The sequence below is a fragment of the Streptomonospora nanhaiensis genome (genome assembly GCF_013410565.1).
Lineage (GTDB): Bacteria > Actinomycetota > Actinomycetes > Streptosporangiales > Streptosporangiaceae > Streptomonospora > Streptomonospora nanhaiensis.
Map to the genome: position 1 here is coordinate 505912 of NZ_JACCFO010000001.1, position 16338 is coordinate 522249.

Sequence of the window (16338 nt, forward strand, 5' to 3'; positions counted from 1 at the left end):
TCGCGTGAGTTTGGACGTGCGAGACCTCGCGGTCTACTACCGGACGCTGCGCGGCGACGTCCGCGCCCTCGACGGGGTCAGCTTCTCCCTGGCCGACGGCGAGATCATGGGACTGGCCGGGGAGTCGGGCAGCGGGAAGTCCACGCTGAGCAAGAGCCTGATCCGCATGGACTCCCGCATGCGCCACGTGGCCGGCACCGTGCGCCTGGACGGCGCCGAGCTGCCGGTGGCCGACGACGCCGCCATGGTGCCCTTCCGCTTCCACGAGGTGTCGCTGATCCCGCAGTACGCCATGAGCGCGCTCAACCCCACCCGCCGCATCGGGCGGATGGTGCGGGAGCTGGTGCGCTCGCGCGGCGTGGACTACGCCGGGGTGCACGAGGAGCTGCTGCGCCGCCTGGAGCTGGTCGGGCTGGGCGAGCACGTGCTGCGGCGCTACCCCATCGAGCTGTCGGGCGGCATGAAGCAGCGCGTGGTCATGGTGATCTCCACCCTGCTCAACCCCTCGCTGCTGATCGCCGACGAGGTGACCTCGGCCCTGGACGTGTCCACCCAGCGCGCGGCGGTCGAGGCGCTGGCCGGGTTCCGCGACCGCGGGTTCGTCAAGAGCATGGTCTTCGTGACCCACGACCTGGCGCTGGTGCACCAGATCGCCGACAGCATCATGGTGATGTACGCGGGCCGGCCCGCCGAGAAGGCGTCCTCGCGCACCATCATCGACGCGCCGCGCCACCCCTACACCCGCATGCTCATCTCCTCGCTGCCCGAGGTCGGGACCACCTTCGCCGGCAAGCGCCTGCGGGGCATCCCCGGCCGGCCGCCCGGCCTGCTCGACCCGCCCTCGGGCTGCCGCTTCCGCGACCGCTGCCCGCTGGCCTTCGACAGGTGCGCCGAGCAGCCGCCGTTCACCGAAGTCGCCCCCGGCCACTGGGCCGCCTGCTGGAAGGCGGAGTGAGGACCATGCTGGATCTGCACCAGGTCGGCAAGACCTACCGCGTCGGCGCCTTCGGCGGCGAGCGGCTGCACGCCGTGCGCGGCGTCGACCTCGCCGTGGGCCGCGGCGAGGTGGTCTCGCTCATCGGCGAGAGCGGCAGCGGCAAGAGCACCATCGGCAAGATGGTGCTGCGGCTGATCGCGCCCAGCGCCGGCACCATCACCTTCGACGGCGCCGACGTGGCCGCCGTGCGCGGGCACCGCGCGAGCAAGGAGTACTACCGCCGCGTCCAGGGCGTGTTCCAGGACCCCTTCAGCTGCTTCAACCCCGTCTTCGCCGCCGACCGGGTCCTCCAGCTCGTCCGCGCCGAGTACTTCCCCGGCACCCCCGAGGCGGACTGGCGGGCCAAGGTCGAGGAGGCGCTGACCACGGTGCGCCTGGACCCCGCCCAGGTGCTGGGCAAGTACCCCCACCAGCTCAGCGGCGGGCAGCTGCAGCGGCTGCTGATCGCGCGGGCGCTGCTGCTGGACATCCGGATGCTGGTGGCCGACGAGATCATCAGCATGCTCGACGCCTCCACCCGCATCGACGTGCTCAACCTGCTCGGCGACCTCAAGGCGCGCGGGCTGGGGATCCTGTTCATCACCCACGACCTGTCGCTGGGCAACTACATCAGCGACACCGCGGTCATCCTGCGCCGCGGCCGGGTGGTCGAGAAGGGCCCCACCGGCGAGGTGTTCGCCGCGCCCGCCCACCCCTACACCCGGCGCCTGCTGTCGTCGGTGCCCCAGCTGCACACCACCTGGGAGCAGGCCGACGAGGCGCTGCGCGCCGACGGCGAACGCGAGTGCCCCGGATGCGCCGAGGGCGGCGAGCCCGGCGCCCACGGCCTGGTGGAGACCGCGCCCGGCCACCACGTCGGCTGCTTCGCCACCGAGGACTGACACCGCCCCCGCCCGCCGCGCCGACCCGTCCCCGGCCCACCCGGCCGGGGACCCGGCGGCGTGCGCGCGGGCCCCCACCACACGAGGGAGACAGGCATGCTCATCGACCTGACCGAGGGCTGGAGCGTGCGCGCCGCCGGCGGCGACGCCGTTCCCGCCGAGGTCGCCGGCCGCGCCCTGCCCGCCGCCGTACCCGGCTGCGTGCACACCGACCTGATGGCCGCCGGGCTCATCCCCGACCCCTACGCCGGTACCAACGAGGAGCGACTGCACTGGATCGGGCGCACCGACTGGACCTACACCACCGCCTTCGACGCCGGGCCCGCGGCCGGGGCCGACCGGGTCGACCTGGTGTGCGAGGGCCTGGACACCGTGGCCCGCGTGCTGCTCAACGGCACCGAGGTGGGGCGGACGCGCAACCAGCACCGGCGCCACCGCTTCGACCTGCGCCCGGTCCTGCGACCCGGCGCCAACGAGGTGGAGATCGCCTTCAGCGCCCCCTACCCCTACGCCGAGGGCGTGCGCGCCGAGGTGGGGGAGCGGCCCGGCGCCTACGCCGCCCCCTACCAGTTCATCCGCAAGACCGCCTGCGACTTCGGGTGGGACTGGGGGCCGGCCCTGGTCACCTCCGGGATCTGGCGGCCGGTGGCCGTGCACGCCTGGAGCACCGCCCGACTGGCCGCGGCCCGCCCCGAGGTCACCGTCGAGCCCGGCGCGCGCGGGCCCGAGGGCGTGGTGCGGGTGCACGTGGCGGTGGAGCGGGCGGGTGCGGGCGCCGGCGGCGGGCTCGTGGCGGCCGTGGAGGTCGCCGGGGTGCGCGCCGAGGCGGTGCTGGCCCCCGGCCAGGACGAGGCGGTGGTGGAGGCCCGGGTGCCCGGGTGCGACCTGTGGTGGCCGCGCGGCCACGGCGGCCAGCCGCTCTACGACCTGGCCGTCACCCTGGCGGAGGCGGGCACGCCCGGCGCGGCCGCCCTGGACTCCCGGACGATGCGGATCGGGTTCCGCACCGTGTCGCTGGACACCGCGCCCGACGAGCACGGGTCGGCGTTCGTCGTGCGCGTCAACGACCGGCCCGTCCAGGTCCGGGGCGCCAACTGGATCCCCGACGACTGCTTCGCCAACCGCGTCACCCCCCAGCGCTACCGCACCCGGATCGAGCAGGGTGCCGCGGCCAACGTCAACCTGCTGCGCGTGTGGGGCGGCGGACGCTACGAGAGCGCCGACTTCTACGGGGTCTGCGACGAACTGGGCGTGCTGGTGTGGCAGGACTTCCTGTTCGCGTGCGCGGCCTACCCCGAGGAGGAGCCGCTGGCCGGCGAGGTCGCCGCCGAGGCGCGCGACGCGGTCGACCGGCTGGCGCCCCACCCCAGCCTGGTGCTGTGGAACGGCAACAACGAGTGCCTGGAGGGCTACGAGGACTGGGGCTGGCAGGAGCCGCTGGCCGGGCGGACCTGGGGCGCCGACTTCTACCACCGGGTGCTGCCCGCGATCGTGTCCGAACTGGACCCCACCCGGCCCTACATCCCCGGCAGCCCGCACTCGCCGGGGCGGGCGCGGGCCAACGACCCCGACCACGGCACCACGCACATCTGGGACGTGTGGAACCGGTTGGACTACACGGCCTACCGCGCGCACCGGCCGCGCTTCGCCGCCGAGTTCGGGTTCCAGGGCCCGGCCACGCACGCCACCCTGCGCTCGGTCCTGGAGGAGGCCGACATGCGGGCGGAGTCCCCGGCGATGCTGCACCACCAGCGCGCCGAGGACGGCCACGGCAAGCTGCTGCGCGCCTACACCGCCCACTTCGGACCGGTGCCGCCCGGCCAGTCCCACGACGACTGGCACTACCTGACCCAGCTCAACCAGGCGCGGGCCGTCGCGCTGGGCGTGGAGCACCTGCGGTCGCTGTGGCCGCGCTGCGCGGGCACGGTGGTCTGGCAGCTCAACGACTGCTGGCCGGTCATCTCGTGGTCGGCGGTGGACGGGCAGGGGCGGCGCAAGCCGATGTGGTACACGCTGCGGCGCGCCTACCGGGAGCGGCTGCTGACCGTCCAGCCCGAGGACCCGGGGCGCACCGGTGCGGCCGGGGCCGGCGGCGGCCTGGTGGTGGCCGCCGTCAACGACACGGGCGAGCCGTGGGAGGGGGAGTGCGCGGTGGTGCGGCGGGGGCTGGACGGCCGGGTGCTGGCCGAGGTGGTGCTGGAGCTGCGGGTGCCCGCGCGGGGGGCGGTGCGGCTGGCGGTGCCCGAGGAGGTGGCCGTGCCGGGCGCGCCCGAGGCGGAGCTGCTGACGGCCGAGGCCGGCGGGGACCGGGTGTGGTGGTTCTACGCCCGCGACCACGAGATCGCCTACCCCGCGCCGAAGTTCACCGCGTCGGCGGCGCCGCGCGGCGCCGACCTGGAGGTCACGGTGACGGCCGACGTGCTGCTGCGCGACCTGGCGCTGTTCGCCGACCGGCTGGACCCCGGCGCCGAGGCCGACGACATGCTGGTGACCCTGCTGCCGGGGGAGTCGCACACCTTCACGGTGGCCGGGGGCGCCGGACTGGACACGGCGGCGGCCGTGCGCGCGCCGGTGCTGCGCTGCGTCAACGACGCGCTGGCGGCGGGTGGGGCTGGCGGCGCCGGTGGCGCGGGCGGGGCCGCGGCGGGATAGCGGCGCGGTGGCGCCGGGACAGCGCGGCGCGCGAGGGTGCGGGGCGGTGTTCGCAGTCGCCCCGCACCCTCGTCCGCACCGGCGGGCACCGGCCGGGGGAGGGGGGACCGGGCGGGCGCCCGCGGCGGAGGGGAAGGTCCGCGCGGCGCTTGGGAGCGCTCCCATGAGCGTAGGCACGCGCCGGGGGCATGTCAACGGGGTGGCCGACGGGGAATGGGCGCACGGCGGTTGGGGCGGGGAAGCGGACGGCCGGCCCGCGGGGGCGGGGCGGCGAGGGCGGCAGGGCGAACCGGGCCGCACGGACCGGGGCGGGCTGGGGGCCCCACGGGCGCTGGAGGCGGAGCAGCGGGCCGCGGCACCCGAGTGCCCCGCGCGGGCCGGCCTGGCCGGCGGTGCCCGCGGGCGCCCCCGCTCAGGCGTGCGGCGCGTCGCCCGGCCAGTCGGCGTAGCGGATCCGGCGCAGCGAGGTGACCTCGCCCAGCGCACCCCACTCGTCCTTGCCCAGCCGCGACAGGGGGCGCAGCAGCGAGATCTCCGGGTGCCCCTCGACCACCACCGTGGGGTCCACGGCCACGTGCACCACACGGCCGAACACCACCGTGGAGTCCCCCAGCCGCACGGTGGAGTGCAGGCGGCACTCCAGCGCCACCGGGGAGTCGGCCACCCGGGGCGGGGCCACCACCGCGCTGGGCTCGCGCGCCAGGCCCACGGCGTCGAACTCGCTGATGTCGGCGGGGAAGTCGGTGGCCGTGGCGTTGACCTCGCGCCGCAGCCGCTCGGGCGCCAGGTTGACCACGAACTCCCCGGTGTGCTCGGCGTTGCGCAGGCTGTCCTTGCGGCCCACCGAGGTGAACTGCACGATCGGCGGGTTGGCGCAGGCCACGGTGAAGAAGGAGTGCGGCGCGAGGTTGTCGACGCCCTCCGCCGAGACGGTGGACACCCAGGCGATGGGCCGGGGCACCACCACGGCCGTGAGGACCCGGTAGAAGTCGCGGGCGGACATCGCGTCGGGAGACAGGTCGGTGCGCATGGTCCCCGAGGTTAGCGCCGGGCCCGTGCGGACGCGCGGACGCGCGGCTGGGTACGGCGCGGGGCGGCCGCGGGGACGGGCCGGGGCCGCCGTGCGGGCACCCGCGCGGCCGGCCGTACACGGATCGGGCGCACGCGGGCATACTGCGGGGGATGGAGCTGATCTCGACGGCCGACATCGACGCCGCCGCGCCCCGCGTGGCCGAGCTGGCGGTGCGCACCCCGCTGCTGCCCTGCCCGTGGGCCGAGGGCGAACTGTGGCTGAAACCGGAGAACCTGCAACCGGTGGGAGCGTTCAAGGTGCGCGGCGCCGCCAACGCGCTGGCCCTGCTACCGGAGGAGGCGCGCCGGGCGGGCGTGGTCACCCACTCCTCGGGCAACCACGGCCAGGCCCTGGCCTACGCGGCCCGGGCGCACGGGGTGGGGTGCGTGGTGGTGTGCCCCGAGAACGCACCGGAGGTGAAGGTCGCGGCCATGCGGTCCTTCGACGCCGAGGTGGTACCGGTGCCGCCGGCCGAGCGCGCCCGCCGCGCCGCCGAGATCGCCGCCGAAAGGGGCATGGCCTCCGTGCCGCCGTTCGACCACCGCGACGTGATCGCCGGGCAGGGCACGGTGGGCGCCGAGATCGTCGCCGACCTGCCCGACGTGGACACCGTGCTGGTCCCGGTGGGCGGCGGCGGGCTGGCGGCCGGGGTCGCGACGGCGGTCAAGGCGCGGCGGCCGGGTGCGGCGGTCATCGGGGTGGAGCCGGAGTTGGCCGCCGACGCCGCCGAGAGCCTGGCCAAGGGGCGCCTGGTGGCCTGGCCCACCGAGCAGACCCAGCGGACCATCGCCGACGGGGTGCGCGTGGGGCCTTCGGCGCTGACCTTCGCCCATCTGCGGGAGCGGCTGGACGGGATCGTCACGGTGGGGGAGGAGGAGATCGCGGCGGCGATGGGCGTGCTCGCCCGCGCGGCGCGGGTGGTCGCCGAGCCCAGCGGCGCGCTGACCACGGCCGCCTACCTGGCCGGACGGACGCCGGGCGGGCGCACGGTCGCGGTGGTGTCGGGCGGCAACGCCGCCCCGGACCTGCTGGCCCGCGCGATAGCCGGGGAGGTCTAGAGACGGCCTGAGAACAGGGTCCGCGGATGCCGCCCGCCCTCCCCGAGGCAGACGTTCGGGGAGGGCGGTTCAGGGTCGGGATGGAGGGCGCGTCGGAGCCCGGGATGCCCCGGGCCGGGGCAGCTGCCGGGGAGGGCGGCTGTCAGGCGGGCTGGTGGTGGCGCGTGCGGGCTTCGGCGGCCCCGGCGGTCTCGTGCCCCTCGGCGTCGGCGCCCACCCGGGCGCCGGCACGCGGGGACGACGGTGCGGCGGGCCGCCGCCGGGCGCCGGGGGCGGGCACTCCGGCCCGGGCGTCCAGCCGCCGCTGAACCGCTTCGTAGACGACGTAGGCCGCCCCGCCCAGGAAGACGAGGCCGATCCCCGCCAGGGTGATGACGAGCATCGTGGTCATAAGTGCGCTGTCGACCATCGCGGATGCCTCCATTGCGCCTCAAGGGCAGCCATCGGCGGGACGTGCTTTCACCCGAAAGCGTAATCACCGTTAACTCAAGTTGGCGCCGTTTGCGCTCGTGAACCCCGTCACGCGGGCGCGGAGGCTTGATTGGGCGGTGGCGTGGTGGCTGTGACCTGCGCTTTCGTCCGGGCGGGCGGGCTCGGGTGCGGGTTGGCGCGTGTGTGGTGTTCTCCACAGCCGCCAACGGGCGGGCCACCGATCAGATCGGACGCGCACCCTCGCGGGTCTCTCCAGGAGGGACACGAACGGGCTTTTTCGCGACGATCTGCGGCCACGGTCACCCGAGTGGTCGAGAGCGCGAACTCGTCCCACGCGGAAGGTGCACAACCGGACAGAGGGTGCTCGGGAATCGGGTTCTGTCTCACCATAGAGGTTTGCCGGTTTTCCTGGTGATCTATGGCATATGTGCACCTGTGGCCGTGTCAGCGGTCGATGCATGGGAACAAGGATGGCGGGAATGGTTGGGGTCCGCGTGCGCGCCGCGTGCGCGGGCCTGTCAACACCGGTGTGCCGATCGTGCGGCCACGCGGTCGGCTCCGGCGGTGGCGCCCCCTGGGCGGCACACGGCCACGGCCGCCGTCGCCGCGGTCCGCGCCGGGCGCCGGAGCGCCGGCCGCTGGAGGGGAGCCGCATGGCCGCGATCGTTGCCGCCTCGATCTCCCGTGCCGTCACGGCGGTCCTCGCCGCCGTCCGCGCGCCCCGCGCCGTCCGCCGCCCCGGCCGCAGGCGCCGGGCCCGCGCGGAGGACGGGGACCACCACGACCGGGCGGAGCCCGGTCCGGGGCGCGTGGCGGCGCCGGCCGGGCCCGCCACGGCCGACTCGATGTGAACACGCGGGCGCCCACCAGGCGCCCGCGCCGATGTGTAGGACAACCGGACGATGGGGGATTACGCATGTGGGACAGCCTGGACGTTCCGGTGGTGGCGGCGCCGATGGCGGGTGGAGCGAGCACCCCCGAACTCGTCGCCGCGGTCAACAGCGCCGGAGGCCTGGGCTTTCTCGCGGGCGGCTACCTCCCCGTGGCGGCACTGACCGAGCAGATCGCGCGCGTGCGCACACTCACCGACCGCCCCTTCGGCGTGAACCTGTTCGTTCCGGACGCCGACACCGCCGACCCCTCCGCCATCGACGCCTACCGGCAGCGCCTGCGGGCCGAGGCCGAGCGTCTGGGGGTCGAACCCGGAGAGCCCCGCTGGGACGACGACGAGTACCCCGTCAAGCTCGCCGCCCTCTTCGCCAACCCGGTGCCCGTGGTCAGCTTCACGTTCGGCTGTCCGGCGCCCGCCGACATCGCCACCCTGCACCGCGCCGGCTCCCATGTGGTCGTCACCGTCACCACGGTGGAGGAGGCCCGCGAGGCCGTGGACGCGGGCGCCGACACGCTGTGCGTCCAGGGCGCCGAGGCCGGCGGCCATCAGGGCTCCTTCCAGGACACCTACGAGCGCACCACCCCGCTGTCGGAACTGCTCGCCGAGGTCCGCCGGGCGGTGGGCGTCCCGCTGATCGCCGCCGGCGGGCTGTCGGACGGGGCCGCCGTGCGCCGCGTGCTGTGCGGCGGGGCCGCGGCGGCGCAGTTGGGCACGGCCTTCCTGCGCACCACCGAGAGCGGGGCCTCCCAGACGCACAAGGACGCCCTGGCCGACCCGCGCTTCACCCGCACCGCCGTCACCCGGGCCTTCAGCGGCCGCCGGGCGCGCGGGCTGGTCAACCGCTTCCTCACCGAGCACGACGGGATCGCGCCCAGCGGCTACCCGCGCGTGCACCACATGACCGCGCCCATCCGGGCCGCCGCGGCGCGCGCCGGAGACGCCGGCACCCTGCACCTGTGGGCGGGCGCCTGCTACGCCGGCGCGGCCGACCGGCCCGCCGCCGAGGTGGTCGCCGGACTTGCCGAAGGGCTCTGACGGCCGGCAGGCGGGTGCGAGGGCCGCGGCACGGCGGCCTCGATTCCGCGCCGCGGTGGTGGCCGGGCCGGGTGCCGTGGACGGGCCGACCGTACGCCTGCCCGCCTGTCCGGCTGCCGGACCGCTCGCTCGCCGGCCCGGCGCCGCCCGCCGGTCAGGCCGGTGCGTCCTCCTGCGCCGCCCGCAGGTGCTCCAGCAGCGGCGGCACCACCCGGTCGGCGGCCTCCTCGGGCAGCCAGTGCGAGGCGCCGTCCAGTTCCACGTACCAGTAGGGCCCCGACACGCGGCGCCCGGTCGCCCGCGCCGACGCCGCGGTGTAGGCCAGGTCGTGCTCGCCCCAGACGTACAGCGTCGGCACCGCGACCGTGCCGGCGTCGGCGGAGTCGCGGGCCAGCGCCCGGTACCAGTTCAGCGCGGCCGTCAGCGCGCCCTCCTCCGACAGCCGGCGCACGTTGTCGGCGAGCAGGTCCTCGGGCACCCGCCCCTCGTAGACGGCCGCCAGCCGGTCGGCGCCGTCCGACAGCAGGTACTCCTCGGCGGTGCCTGGCTTGCGGAACAGCCGGATGTAGCCCAACCGCTCGCGCTGCTCCGCGGAGCCGGCCATCACCTCGGCCAGCGCGCGCGGGTGCGGCGTGGACAGGCTCGTCAGGCTGGTGATCCGCTCCGGGTGGTCTGCCGCCGTCGGCCAGGCCACCACACCGCCCCAGTCGTGGCCCACCAGGTGGAACCGCTCGGCGCCGAGCGCGTCGGCGAAGGCCAGCACGTCGCCGACCAGATGGGGGACGGCGTAGGCGGCGGTGTCGGCCGGACGCGCGCCGGGGGAGTACCCGCGCTGGTCCACGGCCACCGCGCGGAAGCCCGCCTGGGCGCACGCCGCCATTTCGGCGCGCCAGCAGGTCGCGAACTCGGGGAAGCCGTGCAGGAACAAAACCGGCGGCCCGTCGGCGGGACCGGTCGCCAGCGCGTCGAACACGAGGTCGCCGCGGCGCAGGGTGAGTGCGTGGGTGTCGGGAGCGAGGGTGGGGCCCATGTCGTCCGCCTCCTGCCGTCTCGGTTGCGGGAAGGGCCACGCTACCCCCCGCATACCGGTCGGTCTGGGCGCTGGCTAGGCTCGGTGGCGTCGAGGCGGTGAACGCCTGACGACCCGCCCCCGGCCTCCCGGCCCCTCCGGGAACGAGGTGACCTCCCAGGTGAACCGCTCGGAGCCGACCGCACCGCCGACGGCCACCGCGCCGCCGTCCGCCCCGCCCTCAACCGCCCCGCCTCCGACCGCCGCACGCCCGGGCGGCGCGACCTGGCGAGTCCAGACCGACCGCGCCATGTGGGTGGCGGGGGTGCGCGCGCTGATGCTCCAGGCGCTGCACCCCGTGGCGATGCAGGGCGTCTGGCAGCTCTCGGACTTCCTGGACGACCCCACGGGCCGGCTGCTGCGCACCGCCGACTTCGTCGCGGCCACCACCTACGGCAGCCCGGAGGAGGCGGCGGAGCTGGGCCGGCGGGTGCGCGCGGTGCACAGCCGGCTGCGCTTCACCGACCCCGCGACCGGCCGCCGGCACCGCGTCGACCAGGCCGACCTGCTGCTGTGGGTGCACTGCGCCGAGGTGGTCTCCTACCTGGAGGTCGTCACGCGCGCGGGGGTGCGGCTGACCGCGGCCGAGGCCGACGCCTACCTGGCCGAGCAGACCCGCACCGCCGCCTACGTCGGCCTCGACCCGCGCGAGGTGCCCGCCTCCCTGGCGCAGATGCGGTCCTACCTGGCCCGGACGCGCCCGCTCCTGCGCGCGACCCCCGAGGCGGCGGCCACGGTGCGGTTCCTGCTGTGGCCCGCGGTGCCGACGCGGCTGCGGCACATCGCCTGGCTGAAACCGCTGTGGGCGCCCGTCGGCGCGCTGTCGTACCACACCCTGCCCGCGTGGGCGCGGCGCGCCTACGGCGTCCTCCCCGAGCCGCCGGGCACCCAGACCGCTGTCACCGCCGCGCTGGGCGCGATGCGCGCCGGGCTCAACGCGGTTCCCGACCCGCTCTATGTCCGGGTGTTCGGCGAGGTGACGCGCGAGCGCGACCGCCGCGCGCGGCGGCGGCTGGCGGCGGCGGGCTACGACCTGGGCGCGGGGTTCCGCGGGCTGAACGACCCCGCCCGCCGTCCGGCCCCGCGGCGCGTGTCCCCCGGTGCCGCCGCGCCTGTGGCCGTGTGACCGGGCGACTAGGCTTGGAGGCATGAGACGGCGCGCGCGCCGCTACGCGTGGCTGATGAGCACCTGCCTGGTCCTGTTCGGCGGGTCCCTGCCGGTGTACTACCTGCTCGGCTCGGGATGGGCGCTGGCCATGTGCGCGGTGGCCATGGTGCTGCCGCCGATCGCGGTCATCATCGGCAACACCGCCGACCCCGACGACCCCCGCGACCACGACGCCGGGTACGGGCCCAACGCCGAGCGCTAGCGCTGCGACCACGGCGCGGCCCGACCGGAGCGGCCGGGTCCCGCACCGCTGACGCCGACGTGGAGCGGATCCCCCGGCGGGGTACGGAAGGCCGCCGCCCCCGGGAGGGGAGGGGCGGCCTCCACCAGCGGCCGCCGCCGGGACGCCGCCCCGCCCCGCCCTCGGCCACCGCGCCACAGCGGCAACCGGGCGCCGGTGCGGCCCGGCGGAGGCGGCGGACGGCGCTCCACACGGTCGACGCTCCGCTCGTCCCTCCGCCGCGACCGCCCCGGCCGCCCTCGCGGCGCGCCCGCGTCCTCGCCCCCTCACCGGCGCCGCCGGTTCTGTCGCCGCCCTTCGGTACGATCGCTCGACGCGCTTTGCGCAGATATCCGGTGAAATGTCAAGGACGCGGGCACCGGCCCGCGGGGAGGGATACGGCGGTGGAGGGCTCACTACGGCGGACCCCGGCGCAGCGGCGCAGCAGGGCCCGGGTCGAGCGGCTGGTCGAGGCCGCCGAGGCGGAGTTCTCCGAGGTCGGTTACGACTCCGCCAGCACCAGGAGCATCGCCGCCCGCGCCGAGACCTCGATCGGTTCGCTCTACCAGTTCTTCCCGCACAAGCGGGCGCTGCTGGACGCCGTGGCCGCCCGCCATCTGGCCGGGCTCGACCAGGTCACGGCGGCCGCCTCGGGAGCCGCCTCCCACAGCGCCGCGGGCCCGGCGGGCACCCCTGCCGCCGGCACCCCCGGCACCCCCGAGGAGTCCGGGCCGCCCGACCCCCCGGGGCCCCTCGCCGCCCCCGACACCGCGAGCGCGGCCGTGGGCGCTCGCCTGCGCACCGTCCACGGCGCGGTGATCGAGGGCGTCATCGACTACACCGCCGCCCACCCCGGTGTCCGGCCGCTGCTGTGCCCCGTGTTCCCGTCGCTGGACCTCACCGAGATCGCCGCGTCCATGCAGGCGGCGATCGCCCAGCGCGTCGAAAGGGCGTTCGCGGGCGCGGGAGTGGCCCCCGACCGCTGCGCGCCGGCGGCCGAGGTCTACGTGCGGATCCTGGCCGCCCTGCTGTGGCACGCCGTCGACGCCGAAGGCACCCGCCACCCCGCCCCCTGCCGCGAGCTGCGCGCCGTCCTGGGCGCCTATGTCGAGGCCCTGCTGCCCGCCTCGGAGTGACCCCGGGCGCGCCCAGCCGGGTTGTCCACAGCCCGTTTGCCGGGCCAGGACGGGTCGTGGACACCCGGCTTAGGATGGGAAAAGAGCGCCACAAGCGCCACCACCCGTCCGGTTTCCAGGTCAGGAGGCATCACCGTGAGTGAGCACCGCAGCAGCAGTCCGCAGGCCGAGGAGCGCGCCGCCTCCGAGGTTCCCGAGGCGCCGGTGTTCACGCCCCGCAAGAACGGCCAGGCCCAGTCCGTGTCCGACGAACTCGCCGCCTGGATGCGCACCGGCTGGGCCGACACCGAGATCCGCGACCTCGAACCCCTGGAACAGGCCGCCTATACCGCCAAGCGCCGCGCCGCGCTCAGCGCGCGGTTCCCCGGCGAGCGGCTGATCATCCCGTCCGGCCGCCTCAAGACCCGCTCCAACGACACCGAGTACCCGTTCCGCGCCTCCTGCGACTACGTCTACCTCACCGGCGACCAGTCCGACGACGGCTGCCTGGTGTTCGAGCCCCGCCCCGGCGGCGGCCACGACACCACCGTGTACCTGCGCCCGCGCTCCAACCGCGACAACGGCGAGTTCTGGCTCGACGGCCACGGCGAACTGTGGACCGGGCGGCGCCACAGCCTCGGCGAGTCCGCGCGGCTCCTCGGCCTGGCCACCCACGACGTCCGCGAGCTGGCCGACGTCCTGCGCGCCGCGCCGCCCGCGCCCACCCGCATCCTGCGCGGCCACGACCCCGCCCTGGAGCGGGTCGCGGCCGGCCTGCCGCTGCCCGCCGACTCAGCCGACCTCGGCGACCCCGCCGAGCGCGACGAGGAACTCGCCGTCACCCTACACGACCACCGCCTCGTCAAGGACGAGTGGGAGGTCGCCCAGCTCCAGCGCGCCGTCGACTCCACCGTGCTGGGCTTCGGCGACGTCGCGGCGGTGCTGCACAAGGCCCGGGCCACCTCCGAGCGCTACATCGAGGGCACGTTCTTCCTGCGCGCCCGCGTCGAGGGCAACGACGTCGGCTACGGCACCATCGCCGCCTCCGGCCCCAACGCCACCACCCTGCACTGGACCCGCAACGACGGCCCGGTCCGCGCGGGCGACCTCCTGCTGCTCGACGCCGGGGTCGAGACCACCACCCTCTACACCGCCGACGTCACGCGCACCCTGCCCGTCTCCGGGCGCTTCACCCCGGTGCAGCGGCGGGTCTACGACCTCGTCCACGCCGCGCAGGAGGCCGCCCTCGCGGTGGTCGCACCGGGGCGCCCCTTCACCGAGTACCACGAGGCCGCCCAGCGCGTGCTCGCCGAGGGCCTGGTCGAGTGGGGCCTGCTGGAGGGGCCCGTAGACCGCGTGGTCGAACTCGGCCTGCAGCGGCGCTACACCCTGCACGGCACCGGGCACATGCTCGGTCTCGACGTCCACGACTGCGCCAAGGCCCGCACCGAGGTCCACCTCCACGGCGATCTCCAGCCGGGCATGGTGCTCACCGTCGAGCCCGGCCTCTACTTCCAGCCCGACGACCTCACGGTGCCCGAGGAGCTGCGCGGTATCGGCGTGCGCATCGAGGACGACGTCCTGGTCACCGCCGAGGGCAACCGCGTGCTGTCCTCGGCCCTGCCGCGCAGCGCCGACGCTGTGGAGGCGTGGCTGGCGGAGCGGCTGCCCGGCACCGACTGACCCCACGCCCACATCCGCCCACCGAGCGGAGCCGGCGTGCCCGGGCCGCCCCGGCCGCGGGCCACGCCGGCTCTCCCCGCCGGGCCGCCGTAGCCCCGGCCCGGCGGCCGGCTGCCTGCCCGGGGCGGCCGGCCGAGCGGGATCAGCCCTCCCGGGAGCGCTCGTTGTAGACCCCGGCCTCCTGCTGGCCGGTGAGCCGCTGGATGGCGGCCATGATCTCGTCGGTCACCTGGCGGCGGGCCCGCCCCGTCTTCAGGTGGTCGTACCCGGTGGAGAAGTCCAGCGGCTCGCCGAACCGCACGGTGATGGAGCTGATCCGGGGCAGGCGCGCGCCGATCGGCTGGATGCGCTCGGTGCCGATGAGACCCACCGGCACCACCGGCGCGCCCGAGGTCAGCGCCAGGTGGGCCACACCCGTGCGGCCCCGGTAGAGCCGGCCGTCCGGCGAGCGGGTGCCCTCGGGGTAGATCGAGAACACGCCGCCGTCCTTGAGGCAGCGCAGGCCGAGTTCGAGGGCGTCCACGGCTTCACGCCCGGTGCCGCGCCGCACCGGCACCGCGCCCAGCGCGGTGAACGCGGCGCGCGACATCCGCCCCTTCACGCCCGGCCCGGTGAAGTACTCGGCCTTGGCGAGGAACCGCACCCGCCGGGGCACGGCCAGCGGGATGACCACGCTGTCGCAGAAGGACAGGTGGTTGGCGGCGAGGATCACGGGCCCGTGCTCGGGGATGTTCGCCAGCCCCTCGATGGTGGGCCGGTAGAGCACACGGCCCACCCGCGCACTGACCACCCGCGCCGCGTCGTACCACATGCCGTCCCCCCGAGTCTCGCGCCCACCGCCCCGCACAATGTAGTACCGGCGGCGCCGGGCAGACCGCGCGGGAGCGCGCTAACCCGGACAGGCGGTGGCGTAACCGCTCGTCCGCGACATGCGGAGCGCATGCCGCAGCGGCGTCGGTATCGGGGCTGACGAGATCATACGTGCGCGGAGAGGGCGCCGCGCCGGCGGCGGTTCGGGCCCCTCGGCGGCACGGGAGCACGGAACGCCCGGGACCGCGCCGCGGACCCTAGCGGCCCGGGGTCCAGTCGGCGTTGGCCCCGCAGATCACCAGGCAGACGTGCTCGCCCGCCACCCGGCCGGCCAGCCAGGCGGCGAAGGGCACCGCCGCCGCGGGTTCGGCCGCGATCCGGAACTCCTCCCAGAGGCGGTCGCGCGCGGCGACGATCTCCGCGTCCGTCACCAGCGCCGTGGCCACCGGGTTGTGACGCAGCACCGCGAAGGGAACGTCGCCCATCCGGGCCGCGCCCAGCGCCGAGGAGGCCACCGAGTCCACCGGCGCGACCACCGGTTCGCCCGCCGCCAGGGCCGCGTGCATGGAGCGGCACCCCTCGGGCTCCACCGCCGTCACCACACGGTCCCCGGCGCCCAACCGGACGCCCGCCACCAGTCCGCCGCCGCCCACGGCGACCGCGACGCCGTCGCACTGCGGTGCGTCCTGGGCGATCTCGGCGCCGATCGTGCCCTGCCCGGCCACCACGTCGGGGTCGTCGTAGGCGTGCAGGTAGCGCAGCCCCTCCGACTGGGCGCGGGCCACCGCCGCCTCGGCCGCCTCGGCGTAGTGGGCCCCCACGCGGACCAGTTCCGCGCCCGACTCCTCCAGCCGACGCGCCTTGACCTCGGGCACGGTCTCCGGCACGTAGACCAGCGCCGCAAGGCCCAGCATGCGCGCCGCCGTGGCAACGCCCAGCCCGTGGTTGCCGCCCGACGCCGTGACGACGCGTTCCGGCCGGCCGGCGGCGAGCAGCGCGTTCAGCGCGCCGCGCAGCTTGAAGGCGCCCGTGGCCTGCAGGTGCTCCAGCTTCAGGGACAGGGGGCGGCCGTCCACGGTGGCGGAGAGCACCGGGGTGCGGCGGGCGTAGGGGGCGATGCGGCGGGCGGCGACGGCGACGTCCGCCGGCGTGGGGAGGGCGGCGGTGGCTGCGCTCGGAGTGCTCATGTCTTCACCCTGCACCTCTGCGGGCTTAAGTTAAAGTTGGCATTGCTAACGATGATTAAGCAGTGCT

Annotated in this window: 15 protein-coding genes; 10 read left to right on the forward strand and 5 right to left on the reverse strand. The window is 76.0% G+C overall.

Annotated elements, in window-relative coordinates; translation table 11 throughout:
- The first annotated feature begins 4 nt into the window (after nucleotides 1-4).
- The 3 genes from HNR12_RS02005 (at nucleotide 5) to HNR12_RS02015 (ending at nucleotide 4530) form a co-directional block, all read left to right on the forward strand.
- Nucleotides 5-955, forward strand: a complete 951-nt coding sequence (locus HNR12_RS02005) for an ABC transporter ATP-binding protein (protein ID WP_179765845.1) — start codon at nucleotides 5-7, stop codon at nucleotides 953-955.
- Between the two features lie 5 nt (nucleotides 956-960).
- Nucleotides 961-1878 (forward strand): ABC transporter ATP-binding protein, encoded by a 918-nt coding sequence (locus HNR12_RS02010; protein ID WP_179765846.1) that lies wholly within the window; start codon nucleotides 961-963, stop codon nucleotides 1876-1878.
- Nucleotides 1879-1974: 96 nt separating this feature from the next.
- Nucleotides 1975-4530, forward strand: a complete 2556-nt coding sequence (locus HNR12_RS02015) for a glycoside hydrolase family 2 protein (RefSeq protein WP_179765847.1) — start codon at nucleotides 1975-1977, stop codon at nucleotides 4528-4530.
- 412 nt (nucleotides 4531-4942) lie between these two features.
- Here HNR12_RS02015 and HNR12_RS02020 read toward each other — a convergent pair whose 3' ends face one another.
- The gene (locus tag HNR12_RS02020) at nucleotides 4943-5560 is read right to left on the reverse strand and encodes a flavin reductase family protein (RefSeq protein ID WP_179765848.1); all 618 of its coding nucleotides are present in this window, start codon (nucleotides 5558-5560) and stop codon (nucleotides 4943-4945) included.
- Between the two features lie 152 nt (nucleotides 5561-5712).
- Between HNR12_RS02020 and HNR12_RS02025 the strand changes: the two genes are divergently transcribed.
- Nucleotides 5713-6660 (forward strand): threonine ammonia-lyase, encoded by a 948-nt coding sequence (locus tag HNR12_RS02025; protein ID WP_179765849.1) that lies wholly within the window; start codon nucleotides 5713-5715, stop codon nucleotides 6658-6660.
- A 142-nt stretch (nucleotides 6661-6802) separates the two neighbouring features.
- Here the strand turns inward: HNR12_RS02025 and HNR12_RS02030 are convergent, their stop codons facing one another.
- Entirely contained in the window at nucleotides 6803-7069 is a 267-nt protein-coding gene (locus tag HNR12_RS02030) for a hypothetical protein (protein ID WP_179765850.1), read from the reverse strand.
- Nucleotides 7070-7745: 676 nt separating this feature from the next.
- On the opposite strand from HNR12_RS02030, the gene HNR12_RS02035 reads away from it, so the two are divergent.
- Nucleotides 7746-7943: a hypothetical protein gene (locus HNR12_RS02035; RefSeq protein WP_179765851.1), complete on the forward strand. Its 198-nt coding sequence runs from the start codon at nucleotides 7746-7748 to the stop codon at nucleotides 7941-7943.
- A gap of 65 nt (nucleotides 7944-8008) precedes the next feature.
- A complete protein-coding gene (locus tag HNR12_RS02040) occupies nucleotides 8009-9019 on the forward strand; it encodes a nitronate monooxygenase (RefSeq protein WP_179765852.1) in 1011 nt (336 codons plus the stop codon).
- 154 nt (nucleotides 9020-9173) lie between these two features.
- Here the strand turns inward: HNR12_RS02040 and HNR12_RS02045 are convergent, their stop codons facing one another.
- The gene (locus HNR12_RS02045) at nucleotides 9174-10049 is read right to left on the reverse strand and encodes an alpha/beta fold hydrolase (protein ID WP_179765853.1); all 876 of its coding nucleotides are present in this window, start codon (nucleotides 10047-10049) and stop codon (nucleotides 9174-9176) included.
- 289 nt (nucleotides 10050-10338) lie between these two features.
- Here HNR12_RS02045 and HNR12_RS02050 point away from each other — a divergent pair, with 289 nt between their 5' ends.
- From HNR12_RS02050 to HNR12_RS02065, 4 genes are all read left to right on the forward strand, one after another.
- Nucleotides 10339-11214, forward strand: coding sequence for an oxygenase MpaB family protein (locus HNR12_RS02050; protein WP_179765854.1), 876 nt, complete (start codon nucleotides 10339-10341; stop codon nucleotides 11212-11214).
- A gap of 22 nt (nucleotides 11215-11236) precedes the next feature.
- Nucleotides 11237-11458, forward strand: coding sequence for a DUF3099 domain-containing protein (locus HNR12_RS02055; RefSeq protein ID WP_179765855.1), 222 nt, complete (start codon nucleotides 11237-11239; stop codon nucleotides 11456-11458).
- Between the two features lie 422 nt (nucleotides 11459-11880).
- Entirely contained in the window at nucleotides 11881-12612 is a 732-nt protein-coding gene (locus tag HNR12_RS02060) for a TetR/AcrR family transcriptional regulator (protein WP_179765856.1), read from the forward strand.
- Nucleotides 12613-12747: 135 nt separating this feature from the next.
- Nucleotides 12748-14274 (forward strand): aminopeptidase P family protein, encoded by a 1527-nt coding sequence (locus tag HNR12_RS02065; RefSeq protein ID WP_179765857.1) that lies wholly within the window; start codon nucleotides 12748-12750, stop codon nucleotides 14272-14274.
- A 142-nt stretch (nucleotides 14275-14416) separates the two neighbouring features.
- On the opposite strand, the gene HNR12_RS02070 is transcribed toward HNR12_RS02065, so the two are convergent.
- Together HNR12_RS02070 and HNR12_RS02075 are read right to left on the reverse strand one after the other, a co-directional pair.
- Complete coding sequence (locus tag HNR12_RS02070; RefSeq protein WP_179765858.1) at nucleotides 14417-15085, reverse strand: lysophospholipid acyltransferase family protein; 669 nt, start codon at nucleotides 15083-15085, stop codon at nucleotides 14417-14419.
- 256 nt (nucleotides 15086-15341) lie between these two features.
- Nucleotides 15342-16271: a serine/threonine dehydratase gene (locus HNR12_RS02075; protein ID WP_179765859.1), complete on the reverse strand. Its 930-nt coding sequence runs from the start codon at nucleotides 16269-16271 to the stop codon at nucleotides 15342-15344.
- Nucleotides 16272-16338: the final 67 nt, after the last annotated feature.